Source organism: Noviherbaspirillum saxi (assembly GCF_003591035.1).
GTDB lineage: Bacteria > Pseudomonadota > Gammaproteobacteria > Burkholderiales > Burkholderiaceae_D > Noviherbaspirillum > Noviherbaspirillum saxi.
The window spans coordinates 2,726,176-2,743,035 of sequence record NZ_QYUO01000001.1; the positions used below are offsets into that span (position 1 = coordinate 2,726,176).

General features: G+C 59.9%; 17 protein-coding genes. 12 read left to right on the forward strand and 5 right to left on the reverse strand.

Features of this window, described 5'->3' with window-relative positions; all coding sequences use genetic code 11:
* Positions 1-77: 77 nt before the first annotated feature.
* Together D3871_RS12860 and D3871_RS12865 are read right to left on the reverse strand one after the other, a co-directional pair.
* Positions 78-320 carry a GlsB/YeaQ/YmgE family stress response membrane protein gene (locus D3871_RS12860; RefSeq protein WP_119770054.1) on the reverse strand — a complete coding sequence of 81 codons (243 nt, stop codon included), beginning with the start codon at positions 318-320 and terminating at the stop codon, positions 78-80.
* Between the two features lie 208 nt (positions 321-528).
* On the reverse strand, positions 529-933 hold the full coding sequence (locus D3871_RS12865) for a nuclear transport factor 2 family protein (RefSeq protein ID WP_119769251.1): 405 nt from the start codon (positions 931-933) through the stop codon (positions 529-531).
* A gap of 165 nt (positions 934-1,098) precedes the next feature.
* Between D3871_RS12865 and D3871_RS12870 the strand changes: the two genes are divergently transcribed.
* From D3871_RS12870 to fghA, 9 genes are all read left to right on the forward strand, one after another.
* On the forward strand, positions 1,099-1,608 hold the full coding sequence (locus tag D3871_RS12870) for a DUF1993 domain-containing protein (protein WP_119769252.1): 510 nt from the start codon (positions 1,099-1,101) through the stop codon (positions 1,606-1,608).
* A gap of 9 nt (positions 1,609-1,617) precedes the next feature.
* Positions 1,618-1,833, forward strand: a complete 216-nt coding sequence (locus tag D3871_RS12875) for a hypothetical protein (RefSeq protein ID WP_119769253.1) — start codon at positions 1,618-1,620, stop codon at positions 1,831-1,833.
* 253 nt (positions 1,834-2,086) lie between these two features.
* Complete coding sequence (locus tag D3871_RS12880; RefSeq protein ID WP_119770055.1) at positions 2,087-3,553, forward strand: glycine betaine ABC transporter substrate-binding protein; 1,467 nt, start codon at positions 2,087-2,089, stop codon at positions 3,551-3,553.
* Positions 3,554-3,640: 87 nt separating this feature from the next.
* Positions 3,641-3,967 (forward strand): hypothetical protein, encoded by a 327-nt coding sequence (locus D3871_RS12885; RefSeq protein WP_147376807.1) that lies wholly within the window; start codon positions 3,641-3,643, stop codon positions 3,965-3,967.
* Between the two features lie 121 nt (positions 3,968-4,088).
* Complete coding sequence (locus tag D3871_RS12890) at positions 4,089-5,159, forward strand: flavodoxin family protein (RefSeq protein ID WP_119769255.1); 1,071 nt, start codon at positions 4,089-4,091, stop codon at positions 5,157-5,159.
* A gap of 205 nt (positions 5,160-5,364) precedes the next feature.
* Positions 5,365-6,216: an SMP-30/gluconolactonase/LRE family protein gene (locus D3871_RS12895; protein WP_119769256.1), complete on the forward strand. Its 852-nt coding sequence runs from the start codon at positions 5,365-5,367 to the stop codon at positions 6,214-6,216.
* A 152-nt stretch (positions 6,217-6,368) separates the two neighbouring features.
* Positions 6,369-6,989: a class I SAM-dependent methyltransferase gene (locus D3871_RS12900; RefSeq protein WP_119769257.1), complete on the forward strand. Its 621-nt coding sequence runs from the start codon at positions 6,369-6,371 to the stop codon at positions 6,987-6,989.
* Positions 6,990-7,108: 119 nt separating this feature from the next.
* A complete protein-coding gene (locus D3871_RS12905) occupies positions 7,109-8,215 on the forward strand; it encodes an S-(hydroxymethyl)glutathione dehydrogenase/class III alcohol dehydrogenase (RefSeq protein ID WP_119769258.1) in 1,107 nt (368 codons plus the stop codon).
* A 424-nt stretch (positions 8,216-8,639) separates the two neighbouring features.
* Entirely contained in the window at positions 8,640-9,488 is an 849-nt protein-coding gene (gene fghA / locus D3871_RS12910) for an S-formylglutathione hydrolase (RefSeq protein WP_119769259.1), read from the forward strand.
* 13 nt (positions 9,489-9,501) lie between these two features.
* Here fghA and D3871_RS12915 read toward each other — a convergent pair whose 3' ends face one another.
* Positions 9,502-10,734: a malic enzyme-like NAD(P)-binding protein gene (locus D3871_RS12915; RefSeq protein WP_119769260.1), complete on the reverse strand. Its 1,233-nt coding sequence runs from the start codon at positions 10,732-10,734 to the stop codon at positions 9,502-9,504.
* Positions 10,735-11,331: 597 nt separating this feature from the next.
* On the opposite strand from D3871_RS12915, the gene D3871_RS12920 reads away from it, so the two are divergent.
* Positions 11,332-12,015: a methyl-accepting chemotaxis protein gene (locus D3871_RS12920; protein ID WP_119769261.1), complete on the forward strand. Its 684-nt coding sequence runs from the start codon at positions 11,332-11,334 to the stop codon at positions 12,013-12,015.
* 144 nt (positions 12,016-12,159) lie between these two features.
* A complete protein-coding gene (locus tag D3871_RS12925; protein WP_119769262.1) occupies positions 12,160-15,036 on the forward strand; it encodes a DUF4214 domain-containing protein in 2,877 nt (958 codons plus the stop codon).
* Between the two features lie 79 nt (positions 15,037-15,115).
* Here the strand turns inward: D3871_RS12925 and D3871_RS12930 are convergent, their stop codons facing one another.
* Positions 15,116-15,478, reverse strand: coding sequence for a hypothetical protein (locus D3871_RS12930; RefSeq protein WP_119769263.1), 363 nt, complete (start codon positions 15,476-15,478; stop codon positions 15,116-15,118).
* A 154-nt stretch (positions 15,479-15,632) separates the two neighbouring features.
* Between D3871_RS12930 and D3871_RS12935 the strand changes: the two genes are divergently transcribed.
* Complete coding sequence (locus tag D3871_RS12935) at positions 15,633-16,292, forward strand: hypothetical protein (protein WP_119769264.1); 660 nt, start codon at positions 15,633-15,635, stop codon at positions 16,290-16,292.
* Here the strand turns inward: D3871_RS12935 and D3871_RS12940 are convergent.
* Positions 16,258-16,857 carry a carboxymuconolactone decarboxylase family protein gene (locus D3871_RS12940; protein WP_233575595.1) on the reverse strand — a complete coding sequence of 200 codons (600 nt, stop codon included), beginning with the start codon at positions 16,855-16,857 and terminating at the stop codon, positions 16,258-16,260. The two genes, D3871_RS12935 and D3871_RS12940, sit on opposite strands and share 35 nt — an antisense overlap.
* Positions 16,858-16,860: the final 3 nt, after the last annotated feature.

The window sequence follows — 16,860 nt, forward strand, 5'->3', positions numbered from 1 at the left end:
CGGTCTGGCTATTGGCGCTTTACTGCGTCTTTCTCACCGATGGCTTTGCTTCCTTTCTCCGGTCCGTTCCCTTTCCTCTACGCGCGTTTGAACAGGCGCAGCAACAGAATCAGCACAATGGCGCCGACCGTGGCAACGATGATGCTGCCCAGCATGCCGCCGCCTGCCGAGATGCCAAGACTGCGAAACAGGAAACCGCCAAGGAAGGCGCCTACTATTCCAACAACGATATCGCCGACCACGCCAAATCCGCCGCCGACAATTGCGCTCGCCAGCCACCCGGCGATGAGACCAATTAGAAGAAACCAGAGTAATTCCATACCTTCCTCCATCGTGTAAATTCATCAACCCGCTCCGTATCCGCGGGGCCGCATGCTATCTACTATCTATCTACATAACATACGAGCCCCAGCGCGATTCCGGTTGACGGCTATCAATTGACGAAGGCAACTGATTGACAATTACGCAAGCAATATGGACTCATGCTGCATCTACTGTCGCTCGCTTCTCCCTTCGGCGCTAATGTCACTAATGCGAACGATAAGCGGCGGCTCCGGCGGCGGTATCGGCAAACTCGCGGAAGCGTGCAATCTTGCCATCGCGAATCGTGAAGATTTCCGCCCAGTCGCTTTCAAAGGTGCGATCGGTGGATTTCACGTTCCATGCATAGTGGCCGAGTGCTACCACCTTGTCGCCTTGCGCAATGAACTCGCGTGGTTCGAAATGCAGTGGTTGCTGCGATTGGTCGAGGGTGCTGAAAAATTCCCTTACCGCTTCCTTGCCATGCCGCGCACCGCTGAACGGCACGTCGTCGTTAGGGTCCAGTTCCCATTCGATATCGTCCGCGCACATTTCAAGCAGGCCGGGGATATCTCCTGCCTGAAACTTGGCATAGGCTTGCTGGACGAGCTGCGTGTTTTGCTGCTCATTCATGATGGTCTCCTTGGTGAACGGCAGTCATGAATATGCCGTCGCTTCACAATAGGACGACTCTGGACACAGTGCTTGTGTCAAATCAAACGCGTCGCCGGCCCGCACGACCTCAGCGTGCCGGCTCTTGGACCGCTATACTCGTCACTCCATTTCAAGGAGAACCCGATGGCAATATCGATGTATGCGGCATCCGTCCCTGTATTCCGCCAGATGCTCAACAGCCTTAACGACGTGCTGAACAAGGCCGACGCGCATGCGAGCGCAAAGAAGATCGATCCGAATGCCCTGCTGCAGGCGCGACTTTTCCCCGACATGCTTCCGCTCGCACGCCAAGTGCAAATCGCCAGCGATTTTGCCAAAGGCGCCTGCGCCAGACTGGCAGGCATGGAGATACCAAGTTATGAAGACAAGGAGCAAAGCTTCGATGAATTGCGTGCACGAATCGCAAAGACATTGGCATTGATCGAGGGCATTACCCCGGCGCAAATCAATGGCAGCGAAGAACGTGAAGTGGTGATTCAACAAGGCACGCCGCGCGAAAGAAAATTCGCGGGACAGACTTATCTGCTGCACTATGCGCTGCCGCAGTTTCTGTTCCATGTGACTACCGCTTATGCAATCCTGCGTCACAATGGTGTAGAAATCGGCAAACGCGATTTCATGGGAAGCTATTGAGGCCGGCACATGCGTAGGCGTATTGCCGTGATCGCCACCATCGCCGGCGCGGTATTGTTGAGCGGCATGTGTGCCGCGCATGCCGCCCTGGCTGCGTGGCATATATGGCGCAGCCTGACAGACGGTGGCGAAACCTGCGCCCAGAATTCGCCGGGCGCTGGCTGGGAACGGGTTGCCGGGCCTTACAAGGATGCGCGCTGCACGATTCCCGGCAAGCCGGGCTGACAAAAGAACGAGGCATGTCGCATGACACATCGGTCGATCTTGCGTCATGGACCAATCCCGACCCATAACGTGGCAAATGACATCGATGGATTTTTTTGACTGGCAAGGCGCAGGAGGAGTCCATAGCGGTGCTATGGACGACGAGTGCAACGCAGGCAGGCGGCTTCGGCGCGCCCGGAAAAAGACGCGATGGCATGTCACGCTATGGGCCGGGATTGGTACCAAGCTCCTGCTCTGCGTGACAGCGGCTGCCATGCTGCTGGCATCGTTCGCCGCGCAAGGTGCCGACGTTCTGCGCGTCGGCTCAAAACGCTTTACCGAATCTTACCTGCTCGGAGAGGTCATCCGCCAGACTGCCGCGCCGCATACCCAGGTGGAACACAAGCAAGGTCTCGGCAATACCGCCATCGTCTTTGAAGCGCTGAAGTCCGGCAACATCGATATCTATCCCGAATACCTGGGCACGATAGATCAGGAAATACTCAAGCATAAGTCACCCGTTTCTCTGCAAGAAATCAATCGCGAGCTGGCGTCGTTCGGACTGGCCGCAGCGGTGCCGCTCGGTTTCAACAACAGCTATGCGCTGGCGGTGCGCGGCAGCGATCGCCAGCTCGGGTTGGAAACGCTGGGCGACCTGTCCCGCCATCCCGGCTTGCGCCTTGGCCTGTCGCATGAGTTCATCGGTCGCGCCGATGGCTGGGCGGGATTGGCCGCGCGTTACGGGCTGCCGCACACACCGACCGGGCTGGACCACGGTCTTGCTTATCAGGCCTTGTCGGCGCGCCAGGTCGATGTGATCGACATCTACGCGACCGATGCCAAGATCCGGCAGTACGGATTGCATGTGCTCAAGGACGATGCAGGCTATTTTCCCCGTTACGATGCCCTGCTGCTGTACCGGCTGGATATCGCACAACGCTTTCCCGATGCCTGGCGGGCGTTGCAGCAATTGCAGGGAAAAATTTCCGCTGACGATATGCTCGCAATGAATGCAGGCGCGGAACTGGAAGGCAAACCGTTTTCCGAGGTTGCCGCCGGCTTCCTGTCGAACGGCAAGCAGCAAGCCAGGCAAGCCGGCGGTGTGCAGGCCAGGCTGTTTGACGGTCAATTGTGGCGACTGACGCGCGAGCATTTGCTGCTGGTACTGCTGTCGGTATTGTCCGCCACCGCAATCGGCGTGCCGCTCGGCATCCTTGCCGCCTATGTACCGCGTGTGCGCCATGCCGTGATGGCTGTGGTCGGGGTACTGCAGACCGTACCGTCGCTGGCGCTGCTGGCCATGCTGATTCCGCTGCTGGGAACCATCGGCGTGGTGCCGGCACTGATTGCGCTCTTTCTCTATGCGCTGCTGCCCATCGTACGCAATACCAGTATCGGCATCGAACAGGTGCCGGGCGGCTTGCGCATGGCTGCCTTGGCCCTGGGCATGACCAAACGCGACCGGCTGCTTCATGTCGATCTTCCGCTTGCTCTGCCGGTCATCCTCGCCGGCATCAAGACCGCCGCCGTCATGAGTGTGGGCACCGCCACCATCGCCGCCTTTATCGGTGCCGGCGGTTATGGCGAACGCATCGCGACCGGCCTCGCCATCAATGACAATGACATGTTGCTCGCAGGCGCACTGCCGGCGGCGGCGCTGGCCCTGCTCACGCAGTTTGCGTTCGACATGCTGGAACGCATGCTGACCCGATATCGCCGCATGCCGTTCGATCGGCACTGAACCAAGCCGCCTGATTTCCTCTCAAACCGATGAAGCGGTGTGCAGGTTTGGTATGCTTCGGCATCCGCATGATCGCGGCAAGGAGACATGATGAACCGTAAGGCCCGTTTCGGATTTTTGGCGCGCGTATTGATCTGCGTGACGGTGATTTCCGCGCTGATTATTTATTTCGCCCAGAAAACGATTCCGGACGTGTCATTAGTGACGGTATTCGCTTGGCTTACCGCCGCAGTCCTGCTTGCGCTGACGGCCATAGCGCTCGGCTTCCATGTGACGATGCGCTGGCATACCTGGTGTCTGAACCGCGGCGCGACCGATCCGCAATGGATGTGGTTCGGCGGCGAGCCGCCTGGATTGCAACGCCTGCGCCGCGATGCGAAGGCTAAGCGCGACGAGGATCATTCCTCGAGATAAATATTGTCTGAAGGCATATCAAAGCAAGTTGCCGTTTCCGCTTGAGCTTCAGCAAAGCTACTAGTCAGCAGCTGCGTAAAATCATCGCATCGATCATCGGATCGCTTCCTCCTTTCATTCAATGACGAAACCTCGTACCGGGCAGGCTCCTCCCACACTGGAGCGCGAGGAATTTCGCATCCGCTTTCATCAATCGTTCAAGGATCCCACCTTCGACCAGGCGAAAGATGCTTTGCGCGTAGTCGAAGAAATCGCCTGGGAAAACTATAGCCATAGCCGCAAGGCGCCGGTGACCGTCAAGGCCGGTCCGGGCTATGCCGATCCGGATTACGATCTCTCGATCGAGTGGCGCGAAGCCCACGAGCGGCTGCTGGCAGCGGAAGCGCGGCAAAAGGATCCGGCCACGCGCTCGCGCGTATTGCTGATATGCGCGTCGGCCCGCAACGATGGCTCTTGCCCCGGCGAAATTTCCAAGACCTTCCGCCTGACCCGCATCGCCGAAGAAATCCTGACCGCACATGATATCGAAGCCGATCTGCTCGACCTGAGCCTGCTCACCTCGGATTACGACCGCCACATCCATCCCTGCAAGGGCTGCGTATCCACCGCGATGCCGCTGTGCCACTGGCCATGCAGCTGCTACCCCAATCATGCGCAGCGCATGACCAATGACTGGATGAACGAGATCTATGAAAAATGGGTCTCCGCGCATGCCATCATCATCCTCACCCCGGTCTACTGGTATCAGGTACCCAGCGTGCTCAAGCTGATGATGGACAGGCTGGTCTGCGCCGATGGCGGCAATCCGGACCCGACTACCACCTCGGGCAAGAACGCCGAAAAAGCAAAAGCCATTGAAAACGCAGGATGGCCTTATCCCAAACACCTTGCCGGCCGCGCATACGGTTTGATGGTGCATGGGGACGTCGCGGGTATTGAAGGCGTGCGGCGCGGACTGTCCGACTGGCTGGACTGGATGGGCTTGATCGATGCCGGCAAGCAATCGCGTCTTGATCGCTATATCGGCTATTACGAATCCTATGCGCAAAGCCACGAAGCCCTGGACCACGATATCGCGGTGCAGGAAGAAACGCGCAACGTCGCCCGTGCGGTAGCGGCGGCCGTATGCGAGGTGCGTGAGAACCGTCTGTCTTCCCCCGGCAGCGACCTTCAGGATCCACGGCCCAAATAAGCAGGCAACGGGTGCCGCCATGTGCGGCATGCATGCATGCGCCAATGCCGGTAAGATGTCCGCAAGCAATACCAATCCTGACTCGTAACATGACAAATGAAGTCGTTGGATTTTTTCGACTGCAACGCCGCCAAACGGAAAAACGTAAATGTCATGTTGAGTTAGGGATGCGGATTGGTATAAGACATCATGTTGAGGAGAGCAGATGGTGCAAGACGTACACATCGAAACGGTGGTCGACGGGCTCGCTTTTGCGGAAGCGCCGCGCTGGCACGAGAACATGCTGTGGTTTTCCGACTTCTACACGCACAAGGTGATGCGCCTGCGCCTGGGCGGCGAACCGGAAACGGTGTGCGAAGTCGCGGGCCAGCCCTCGGGGCTGGGCTGGCTTCCGGATGGCCGCATGCTGGTCGTGTCGATGAACGACCGCCGCCTGCTGCGCCTCGACCATGACGGGCTCAATACGGTAGCCGATCTGAGTGACCTGACACCGCACCATTGCAATGACATGGTGGTGGACCGTAAAGGTCGTGCCTACATCGGCAACTTCGGCTTCGACATGCTCAACCGTGCACCGGTGCAGTCGACCGTGCTGCTGATGGTTGATGTCGACGGCAGCATACGGCCGGTGGCTGACGAATTATTGTTCCCCAACGGCGCTGTCATCACCCCTGACCAGTCGACGCTGATCATTGCCGAAACCTTCGGCAAGCGGCTGACCGCTTTCGATATCGCGGCCGATGGCTCGCTTGGCCGGCGCAGGGTATGGGCAAACTTAGGCGAAGCCTCCCCCGATGGTATTTGCCTCGATGCGGAGGGCGCAGTCTGGGTCGCTTCGCCGACCACGTCGGAATTCCTGCGTGTGCGTGAAGGCGGCGATATCGCGGATCGCATCAGTGTGCAGGATCAGGCCATCGCCTGCACGCTCGGCGGCCCCGAAGGCAATACCTTGTTCATGGTGACAGGACGCGTTTCCAGAGAGACGCGCGCACTCGCCGAAAGAAATGGCCGTATTCAGGCAGCCCGGGTGCAGATTCCCGGCGCGGGCTCCCCTTGAAGCCGCGCACCGGCTACTTGCGCGACTTGTATCAGCCGGTCATACCGGTGATGAACTTTCGTGCATCCACATGTCTTAATTATCAGTTTGACCATGTCAGGCGTGTTCCCGTTTGACAAGCTCCCATCCACCTAACTCTATCCCTCCTGCGTATGGCTGAAATTTCCGTCGAAAATGTAGTCAGCACCTACCGTTTCTATGCGCCGCTGTACGACAGCCTGTTCGGGGCCGCATTCGAACCTGGCCGCCGCGCATTGACTGCTGCAGTCAACGCGGTTCATCCCACCTCCATTCTTGAAGTCGGCGTCGGTACCGGCCTCACGTTGGGAAATTATCCGGCTACGTCGTCCGTTGTCGGCATCGACATTTCCAACGAGATGCTTGAGATTGCGCGAGAACGTGCGAAGGCCCTGCACAGTCGCAATATTCACCTGGTGGCGATGAATGCCGAGATGATGGACTTTCCCGACGGATCTTTCGACTGCGTGGCAATGCCTTATGTGCTGTCGGTAACGCCGCATCCCGAACGCCTGGTCGCGGAGATCCGGCGCGTATGCCGCAAGGGCGGGACTATCCTGATCCTGAACCACTTCAGCGGCAGCCGCTTCTGGTGGTTTCTGGAACGGGCAGTCCGCTCGCTGGCCAATCGCATCGGTTTCCGTTCGGACTTTTGCTTCGACGAACAGATCATGAAATACGACTGGGAAGTGCAATCGGTCAAGAAGGTCAACCTGTTCGGCCTGTCGCGACTGGTGGTGATTCGCAATACCTGATCCCTGATCGGACACGACGGACAAACCGGCTCCGGCAGGATGAAATAAATATGGTCATACTTCGAGGACTGTGCATCGCAGTTTCTCGTCCAATTAAATTCATCTGCAAGGAGGGTCCGATGAAGACCAAAGCCGCAATCGCCTGGCAAGCCGGCGCACCGCTATCCGTGGAACAAGTGGATCTTGACGGCCCGCGTGCCGGCGAAGTCCTCATCGAAGTCAAGGCGACCGGCATCTGCCATACCGATTACTACACCTTGTCGGGCGCTGATCCGGAAGGCATCTTTCCCGCCATACTCGGACACGAGGGAGCCGGCGTCGTAGTCGACGTTGGTCCCGATGTGCGCTCGCTCAAGCAAGGCGACCATGTGATACCGCTGTACACGCCCGAATGCCGGCAATGCAAATTCTGTCTGTCGCAAAAGACCAACCTGTGCCAGGCGATACGCTCGACGCAGGGACGCGGCCTGATGCCCGACGGCACCAGCCGCTTCTCCATCGGCGGCAAACCCCTGTTCCACTACATGGGCACATCGACCTTCGCCAACCATATCGTCGTGCCGGAAATCGCCGTTGCAAAGATCCGTTCCGATGCCCCGTTCGACAAGGTCTGCTACATCGGCTGCGGCGTGACCACCGGTGTCGGTGCGGTGCTGTTCACTGCCAAGGTCGAAGCCGGTGCGAATGTGGTGGTGTTCGGCCTTGGCGGCATCGGCCTCAATGTGATCCAGGCCGCAAGAATGGTCGGCGCCGACAAGATCATCGGCGTGGACATCAACCCGGCACGCGAACAAATGGCACGCAAGTTCGGCATGACGCATTTCATCAATCCTAAGGAAGTGGAGAACGTGGTCGATGCGATTGTGCAGCTTACCGATGGCGGCGCCGATTACAGCTTCGAATGCATAGGCAATACCACCACGATGCGCCAGGCGCTCGAATGCTGCCACAAGGGATGGGGCCAGTCGGTCATCATCGGCGTGGCTGCTGCCGGACAGGAAATCAGCACACGTCCGTTCCAGCTCGTCACCGGGCGGGTGTGGAAGGGTTCGGCGTTCGGCGGTGCGCGCGGACGAACTGATGTACCGAAGATTGTCGACTGGTATATGGAAGGCAAGATCAATATCGATGATCTGATCACGCATAAGCTGCCGCTGGAGCGGATCAATGAGGGGTTTGATTTGATGAAGAGCGGGGAATCGATCAGGTCGGTGGTGATGTATTGAGGGGGATGGGGAGCAAGAGGTCTTGACGAACGCCCTCACCCCCTGCCCCTCTCCCGCTTGCGGGAGAGGGGTTCTGGCGGCGTCAATAGTGGAATGAGTCAATTCTGCATCACTCAGCACTTATAAAGGCTTTGGCAGTTTCCCCCTCTGCCGACGCCAAAAGGGCGCTGTCTAAAGCGGATAAAGAAGCGCAGTTGTTTGGGCCCGCCGAGGGGAGCCGAAGGCGAGTTCTGCGCTTCCCGCTTTAGACAGCGCCCTTTTGGGAACCCCGAAGGGGCGCGGCAGTGGGGTCGCCTTTCTTTGCTTACTTTCTTTGGCGAAGCAAAGAAAGTGAGTGGCCCGCCGGGGCCAGTCCCGGCTAGGTTGACCGAAGAAATGCCCCCCAGAATCACCGAAGAGACACCCAAAACACGAGGACCACACCATGCTACAAATCCTCTCCGAACACCCCTGCTTCAACGGCATCCAAGCCTACTACCGCCACGACTCCCGAACCACCGGCCTCCCCATGCAATTCTCCGTCTTCCACCCCCCGGTCGAAGAAAAAGAACTAGTCCCCGTACTGTTCTACCTGGCAGGCCTGACCTGCACCGAAGAAACCTTCATGATCAAAGCCGGCGCGCAACGCATCGCCGCACAACTCGGCATCATGCTCGTCACCTGCGACACCAGCCCGCGCGACACCGGCATACCCGGCGCCGACCAGGATTGGGACTTCGGCCACGGCGCCGGCTTCTACCTCGACGCCACCGAAGCCCCGTGGAGCAAACACTTCCGCATGGAGTCGTATGTCACCGATGAACTGCACGAACTGATCTTCAGCGAATTCAATGCCGATGCAGAGCGCACCGGCATCTTCGGCCATTCGATGGGAGGACACGGCGCACTGGTGCTCGCGCTGCGCCATCCGGACAAATACAAATCGGTATCGGCATTCGCGCCAGTCACGGCGCCGTCCCATTGTCCGTGGGGTCAAAACGCCTTCAGCCGCTATCTGGGCCATGACGGGAACCAATGGCTTGAGCATGATGCCTCAGCGCTGATGAAGCACCGGCAAACGCCTTTTCCGCATGGCATCCTGATCGATCAGGGACTGGGCGACACATTCCTGCACGAGCAACTGCTGCCCGAGCAGTTCGAGCAGGCATGCAGCGCGGCCGGGCAGCCGCTGACGCTACGCCGGCATGAAGGCTACGACCATGGCTACTACTTCATCTCCACGTTTGTCGAAGACCATCTGGCGTTTCATCATCGCGTGTTAAACGCAGCCTGAGGCTGCATCCGATTTACAGCAATGTCTGCGCAAGGGCTTCGAGCTGCGCGCGGTACTGTGCTGCATCGATCTGCCGGCGCGCCACGCCGCTTGCCTGAGCGGCAACGGCGATCTGCGGCGTCACGCCGGTCAGCAAGCGCTTGTCGAGCAGCGTCGGCACGATGTACTGCTTGCCGAACTGGTCGTCACTGCGTGCCATTTCCGCCAGCGCCACCACGCAGGCACGCTTCATTTCCTGATTGATCGTGGTCGCGCCGGTATCGAGCGCGGCGCGGAACAGGTAAGGAAAGCACAAGGCATTGTTGATCTGGTTCGGATAGTCGGAACGGCCGGTCGCGATGATGGCATCGGGCGCGACTTCGCGGATCAGTTCCGGTCGCAGTTCGGGTTCCGGATTGGCCAGCGCGAACACGATGGGACGAGCCGCCATTTTTTTCACGTCGTCCTGCTTCAGCAAACCCGGACCTGACAGGCCGAGAAACACATCCGCCATGCCGATCACGTCCGACAGCGTCTTCGCATCGGTCGCTTGCGCCCATGCGCGCTTTTCGGCGGTCAGTTCGCGTTCGGTGGTGAGCACGCCACGGCTGTCGCAGACATAGACATTCTCGCGCCGCACACCCAGGTCCACCAGCATGTCGAGGCAGGCGATAGCGGCCGCACCGGCGCCGGAACATACGACCTTGACCAGCGAGATATCGCGGCCGGTCAGATGCAACGCATTCAGGAAACCGGTGCCGACCACGATCGCCGTACCATGCTGATCATCATGGAATACCGGAATCGACAGCCGCTCGCGCAGCGTGCGCTCGATCTGGAAACACTCCGGCGCCTTGATGTCTTCGAGGTTGATGCCGCCGAAGGTCGGATGCAGCGCGGCGATGATATCGATCAGCTTGTCCGGGTCGGTTTCATCGATCTCGATGTCGAATGCGTCGATACCCGCGAACTTCTTGAACAGCACCGCCTTGCCTTCCATGACCGGCTTGCCGGCCAGTGCGCCGATGTCGCCCAGGCCAAGCACTGCGGTGCCGTTGGTGATCACACCAACGAGATTGCCTTTCGCGGTGTACTCATAGGCTTTTGCCGGGTTCTTGTTGATTTCAACGCAGGGAACGGCTACGCCTGGCGAATAGGCGAGCGAGAGATCGGCCTGGCTGGCGACCGGCTTGGTGACCTGGATCGCGATCTTGCCGCGCTGTCCGGCGGCATGGTAATCGAGTGCTTGTTGTTCCAGCTTGTTCATGTCGTCTTCTTATAAAAAGTAGGTGTGGTCTTGGCCGCAGCCCGAAGCGGACGATGAAGAAAGCGGCGGCAAATGCGCCGATGGCGCCGGCCGGCAGCGCAGCGTTTCGTCATGCAAGTCCGACGCAGCGGGGCGTCAAGTCAAAGCGTCAAGCATCCTCACGACCGCATTGGTAGCTGCGGCTTGAGAACACAACATGGGGGGGGTGGTTGTGCAAACGTCTTCGCCATCGTTTGCGGTATGCGACTGGCCTGGTAAGGCGAGTGCATGCCGTGGACAGGTCGATGCCGCGCAATTGCCCGCAGCACGCCCGGAGTTTTCCCGCGATAAGGGAAAGTGATCAAACAGCGTTGCTTCCCGCCAGGCCAGCCACCTTGATTCAGGGCGGCGGCGGGAGGCCGTAGCCTAGCATACTCCGGAGACTGTGGCGAACCCGGCATGAACCGGACCGGTGCACGGCAGTAGAACTGCCCTCTCGTGAAGCATTCGGCTGCCCTGTTCGGCAATACGTGCAACCAATTGCGTTGCAAGGCATGGCGCATTATGCAGGCATGGAAAATGCTATCCACAAAGCAATAATCTTATCGAGGAATGCTTATGAGTTCGCTTGCCATTGCAAAGAGGCCAGATACTGCCACCACGACCGGAGGCGTCAAAATTTCCGGCGAAGTCTTTGCCGCAATGATCAACCTTTCCGGACGTCGTCGCTTCACCTCGCAGCGGCTGGTGCTGTATGCGGTGCTCGCATCGCTCAGCCATGACGATGCGGTAGCGACCGCGCGCAGTGCGCTCAAACTGTTCGAGGATGCGCATGTTGCGCTGGTGGACGAGGCTCGCAAGCTTCCGGATGATTTTTCCGGCGAACTCAAGAACGCTTACTTCGGTACGCCGCAGGCCGACCGCAACATCCGCGATTTCGCCTCGCTGGCCCAGCGTGCGCTCACCGCGATCGAATCCGGTGCTCGCCAGGCGCCTGCCCTCCTAGATGAACTGGTGCGCGGCGCGACGCCGATGCTGGCGGTACTGAATCAGCTGACGCAAATCTACGAAGACCTGTCCAAGCGCCATGCTCTACACGTGCGCAAGCATTTGCACGGCATCATGAACGATATCGAATCCATCGCCCGGCAAGCACGGATGGTGTCATTCAACGCACAGATCGTGGCGGCCCGCGCCGGGCACGCAGGACGCGAATTCTCGGTGGTGGCCGGCGTTTTGTCCGACATTACCGGTGAAATCGATGGACTGGTGCACGAAGCCTTGAACAGTTCGGTCGCCTGATCGATAGCCTTAGGCACCGCGCAGGAAGAACGCCGCTACCCTACATGTTGAGTGAATCGTGCCGTAAACAGGGGATACGGGCAGTCACGGCTGTCCGCGATCACCGCTGTTTCGGCGGCAGGCATCACTCGACATCAGGACATCATGGCACTGAACAGCACGCAGCTGGAACTTATCAAACTGTACATGGCCAGCTTCAACCGCGCGCCTGAAAAGGGCGGGTTCGATTACTGGAGCGGCCAGCTCGCGGCGGGCAAGACTTTCGCGCAAGTCGTCGACATCGTCTTCAATCTCGGCATCGTCAAGGCCATCTATCCGGATGCAATGCCCAACGATGCCTTCCTGACGCTTATCTACATCAACATCTTCAACAAGCTGCCCGACGACGAAGGCCTGGCGTACTGGACGAGCCAGCTCAGCGGCGGGCGCAGCCGCAGTTCGCTGGTGCTGGACATGATCAATGCCGGCCTGAATACGCCGGACGGTACCGCCGGCAAGACCTTCATCGTCAACCGGTATGGGGTCGCGCAGCATGCGGTCGAACAGCAGCTGGCCAAAGGCAAGGAAATCAGCATCGACACGCTCAAGGTCATCATGGGCAGCGTGTCCGATACTTCGGCCAGTGTCGCGGCGGCGAAAGAGTCCATCGACAACGACAATTCCGGCGGTTTGCGCGCGCCGACCGCGCCGCTGACCGTACCGGCAGGTGCAAACGGCATCAGCCCGGCGGAAAAGACAGCGGGCGTATCCGTGGTCGCCGATCTCGCCGGCACCAATGCGGTCGCCGGCAATATCGTCGAGTTGCTGATCAACGGCGTGCCGTTTGCCACCCCGCTCAACAAGACATTGGCGGCAGCCGACATCACGGCAGGTAAAACGACGTTCACCATTCCTTCGGCGGCGAGCTGGGGCGGCGATGGCGAGAAACTGATCACGATGCGCCTGAAGGATGCGGCCGGCCATGTCGGACCGGCTGGCGGCGGCGTGACGGTGGTGCTGGATACCACGGCTCCCACGGCCCCCACCACCGCACTGGTAGTGGCTGCAGCCGCGAACAGCATCAGCGCAGCGGAAAAGGCATCCGGCGTCGATGTCGTGGTTGCACTGGCCGGCACCAATGCGGCGGCCGGCGACACCGTTGAAATTCTGATCGGCGCGCTGGCTTTCTCTGTTCCAGCGACCAAGGTGCTGACGGCGGCTGATATTACCGCCAATAGTGCGACCGTCACCATCCCGGCCGGCGCGAACTGGGGTAACGACGGCAACAAGGTGCTGACCGCGCGAGTCAAGGATGCGGCCGGCAATATCGGTGCAGGAGGCGGCAGCCTGACGGTGGTGCTGGATTCCACCGGACCGGCCGGTCCGGCCATCACCATTGCGGCCGCGACGAATGGCATCAGCGCCGCCGAAGAAGCCGCCGGTGTCGCCGTCGTCGCAGCACTCGGCAGCAGCAATGCGGTTGCCGGCGATGTGCTCGAAATTTTGATTGGCGGCGCATCGTTTTCGACGCCGGTCACCTATACGCTGACCGCCGCCGACATTACCGCCAAGGCGGCAACCGTCACCATTGGCAATAGCGCCGGCTGGGGCAGCGACGGCACCAAGCTCATCAGCGCAAAGATCAGGGATGCCGCCGGCAACCTGGGTACCGAAGGCAAGAGCGTCTCCGTCGTGCTCGATACGGTGACACCTGGCGCACCTGGCGGCGCCCTTACTTCCGCAGCCGCCGCGGGCGGGATCAATGCCGCGGAAAAAACAGCGGGCGTGGCGTTCAGCGTCGACTTGACCGGCGGCTCGGCCGTGGTCGGCGATATCGTCGAACTGATGATCGATGGCGCCGCATTCGCCACGCCGGTAGTCCGTATGCTCACGAGCGGCGATGTAGCCGGTCACAGCGCCGTACTGACCGTCGGCGGCACCGCCACCTGGGGAGCGGACGGCAGCAGGGTGCTCACGGTCCGGATCAAGGACGCGGCCGGCAACGCCAGCCCGGCGGGCGGCAGCCTGACTGTAACGCTCGACACGTCGGTGCCGACCGCGCCCGCCAATGCACTGGCAGTCGCCGTCGCCAGCAATGGAATCAGCATCGCGGAAAGAAATGCCGGGGTCGATGTCGTGGTCGATCTCACCGGCAGCGGAGCGGCCGTCGGAGACAGTGTCGCGATACTGCTGGGCGGCACGGCGTTCGGCACGCCGGTGACCGCGACCTTGAATGCATCCCATCTCACCGCCAATAACGTGACCATTACCATTCCTGGCGCAGCCGTATGGGGTGCGACCGGCGACAAGACATTGACCGCGCGCGTCACCGATGCCGCCGGCAATGTCGGCACAGCCGGCGGCAGTCTCACGGTCGCGCTCGATGCAACAGCGCCCGGCGCGCCGACGTCGGCTATCACGATGGCAGCCGCGACCAATGGCGTCAATGCGACCGAGCGCACGGCAGGTGTGGCCGCCGTAGTCAACCTTACCGGTACCAGCGCCGCCGCAGGCGACACCGTCGAATTGCTGCTGGGCGGCTCGCCGTTTGCGACGCCGGTCACTCAGGTATTGAATGCTGCTCACGTCTCGGCAACCAATGTGTCGATTGCCATACCCGCGGGCGCCAACTGGGGAAGCGACGGCAGCAAGACGCTCACGGCGCGCGTGATCGATGTCTCGGGCAATGTCGGTAGCGCCAGCACCGGGTTGACGTTGAACCTCGATACCGTGGCGCCCGCTGCGGGCACGCCGGCGATCACTTACACGGATTCAGGGACGGCAGGAATTTCTGCAGGAGATACATTCGCATTGCTATTTAACGAAGCAACGGATGGCGCCATCGCGCTCGGCGGGCTGACGCTGACCAATTCCCATAATTTTGGAAGCTCTGCAACCGCCGACTGGAATGGTGCTAAAACAATATTGACAGTTACTTTGGGCGGAACCGGTATTTCAATAGCATCGGGAGATGTGATCGGCATCGTAGGCGTAGCCGATACGGCGGGAAACACCGCGAACATCAACTTTACGGTCGCATAAGGCGACGATGATGAAAACACAAAGGCGGACCGCATGGTCCGCCTTTTTTTTCTTATGCAGTCCGACTAACTGCGTAGGCTCAGCGATACGCTTCCGCCAGCGACATTACGCGCGGCGTAAAGCTCACATCGAACTTGCCGAGCACCTCCTGCATCAGCGCGAGATTCGCGTTCTTTTCCGCGTCCGTCCATCCTTCGAAAATATCGGTGCCGGCCTTCTGGAAATGGATGTCCATGATCTTCTTGCCATCATGGTGGGTATACGGCTTGGTCAGCACCTGCTTGAAGCCCATGCCTTCGACCGCGCCAATGAAATCCGTGGGCGGATTGGCCGCATCGACCGCAATGTAAATCATGAAGGTCTTGCCTGGCGGCTTGGCTGCGACATCGACCGTGAAGACACCAGGCGCAACGGGCACTGCCGTACTTTTCAGAAATAACATGACTCTCTCTTTCTCTTCTCTTTTTGGCAACACCGCTTGTCGCGCTTAGGTTTATTTACAGCAATATGCCATAAATATGTTATGGCTCAAACCCTTGTGATCCGGTTTAATTTGCGCACAACACATTCGCGACAAATGAAGGAGAAAACCGTTCATGTTCATCGGTCACTACTCGGCGGCATTTGTCGCCAAACGGCTTGCGCCCGCCCTGCCGCTGCCGCTCCTGTTTATCGCCTGCCAGCTGATCGACCTGTTCTGGGGGGCGTTTGTGCTGCTTGGTGTCGAGAAGCTGCGGATCGTGCCGGGGTTTACCGCCTCGAACGGTCTGGATCTGTATTTCATGCCCTACACCCACAGCCTGTCGAGCGCGCTGGTATGGTCGCTCGGTGCCGCGCTGCTGTGCTGGATGTGGGCGCCTGCATCAAGATTGCGCGCGACTATGGTGATCGCAATGGCGGTCGCGTCGCACTGGGCACTGGATCTGCTGGTCCATATTCCTGACCTGCCTCTTTGGTTCGACAGCATCAAGGTCGGCTTCGGCTGGTGGAATTACCGCGGCTTTGCGCTGCTGCTGGAGCTTGTGCTGCTGTGGACCGGGATAGTGCTGTGCCTGCCGGTCGCGGGCGCCAACCGCAACCGTTTCCTGTTGCTGGGCGTAGGGATGAGCGGCTTGCAGGTCTTCAGCCTGCTGCACCAGCCCGATACCGGCAACGCGGTGGCGCAGCAGTTGCTGATGACTTACTTGGGACTGGCCGCCGCCGCGTGGTGGGTAAGTCGCATCAAAGCGGAAAGGAAGCAAGCGGCGCTGCCTTAGCATCCTGCATCGGCGGCGTGCGGGCAACATTCATGATCATCGACACGGTCGTGAAGTAGCCAACCAGGCCAAGCAGGTCGACCACGCCACGCTCGCCGAAAGTAGCGACCGCACGCGCATAGGTACCGTCCGACACGCCATGCATGCGCGCCAGTTCATCGCATATTTCGTATGCGAGTTCTTCATCCGGCGCCATCCCTTGCGGCCGGCGTCCCTGCGCCAGCGCATCGAGCACTTCCTGCTGCACGCCTGCCTGCAGCGCCAGCGGGTAATGCATGCACCATTCGAATTGCTGGGTCCACTGGCGTGACACGACCAGCATCGCGAACTCGCTGATGCGTTTGTCCAGCGCGCTGCCGAAGCGCAGGTACTCTCCGACTTTCTGCAGACGGTTCAGCAGCTCGGGACTGCGCATCAGCGGAATGAAGGGACCAAACACCGCACCGCGCGGACCGGCGATCAGTTCCTGCGCCGCTGCGCGTTGCGCATCGTCCATCGCTTCCATCGTCAAGGCTGGCATGCGCTCCGGGCCGGGCATGCAATTGTGAAGTTCCGGTTTCGCCATCGT

Excerpts from the sequence above, each read along its gene's own strand:
- D3871_RS12860 (WP_119770054.1), bottom strand. The coding sequence starts at position 320 with ATGGAATTACTCTGGTTTCTTCTAATTGGTCTCATCGCCGGGTGGCTG.
- D3871_RS12865 (WP_119769251.1), bottom strand. The coding sequence starts at position 933 with ATGAATGAGCAGCAAAACACGCAGCTCGTCCAGCAAGCCTATGCCAAG.
- D3871_RS12870 (WP_119769252.1), top strand. The coding sequence starts at position 1,099 with ATGGCAATATCGATGTATGCGGCATCCGTCCCTGTATTCCGCCAGATG.
- D3871_RS12875 (WP_119769253.1), top strand. The coding sequence starts at position 1,618 with ATGCGTAGGCGTATTGCCGTGATCGCCACCATCGCCGGCGCGGTATTG.
- D3871_RS12880 (WP_119770055.1), top strand. The coding sequence starts at position 2,087 with ATGCTGCTGGCATCGTTCGCCGCGCAAGGTGCCGACGTTCTGCGCGTC.
- D3871_RS12885 (WP_147376807.1), top strand. The coding sequence starts at position 3,641 with ATGATGAACCGTAAGGCCCGTTTCGGATTTTTGGCGCGCGTATTGATC.
- D3871_RS12890 (WP_119769255.1), top strand. The coding sequence starts at position 4,089 with ATGACGAAACCTCGTACCGGGCAGGCTCCTCCCACACTGGAGCGCGAG.
- D3871_RS12895 (WP_119769256.1), top strand. The coding sequence starts at position 5,365 with ATGGTGCAAGACGTACACATCGAAACGGTGGTCGACGGGCTCGCTTTT.
- D3871_RS12900 (WP_119769257.1), top strand. The coding sequence starts at position 6,369 with ATGGCTGAAATTTCCGTCGAAAATGTAGTCAGCACCTACCGTTTCTAT.
- D3871_RS12905 (WP_119769258.1), top strand. The coding sequence starts at position 7,109 with ATGAAGACCAAAGCCGCAATCGCCTGGCAAGCCGGCGCACCGCTATCC.
- fghA (WP_119769259.1), top strand. The coding sequence starts at position 8,640 with ATGCTACAAATCCTCTCCGAACACCCCTGCTTCAACGGCATCCAAGCC.
- D3871_RS12915 (WP_119769260.1), bottom strand. The coding sequence starts at position 10,734 with ATGAACAAGCTGGAACAACAAGCACTCGATTACCATGCCGCCGGACAG.
- D3871_RS12920 (WP_119769261.1), top strand. The coding sequence starts at position 11,332 with ATGAGTTCGCTTGCCATTGCAAAGAGGCCAGATACTGCCACCACGACC.
- D3871_RS12925 (WP_119769262.1), top strand. The coding sequence starts at position 12,160 with ATGGCACTGAACAGCACGCAGCTGGAACTTATCAAACTGTACATGGCC.
- D3871_RS12930 (WP_119769263.1), bottom strand. The coding sequence starts at position 15,478 with ATGTTATTTCTGAAAAGTACGGCAGTGCCCGTTGCGCCTGGTGTCTTC.
- D3871_RS12935 (WP_119769264.1), top strand. The coding sequence starts at position 15,633 with ATGTTCATCGGTCACTACTCGGCGGCATTTGTCGCCAAACGGCTTGCG.
- D3871_RS12940 (WP_233575595.1), bottom strand. The coding sequence starts at position 16,857 with ATGGCGAAACCGGAACTTCACAATTGCATGCCCGGCCCGGAGCGCATG.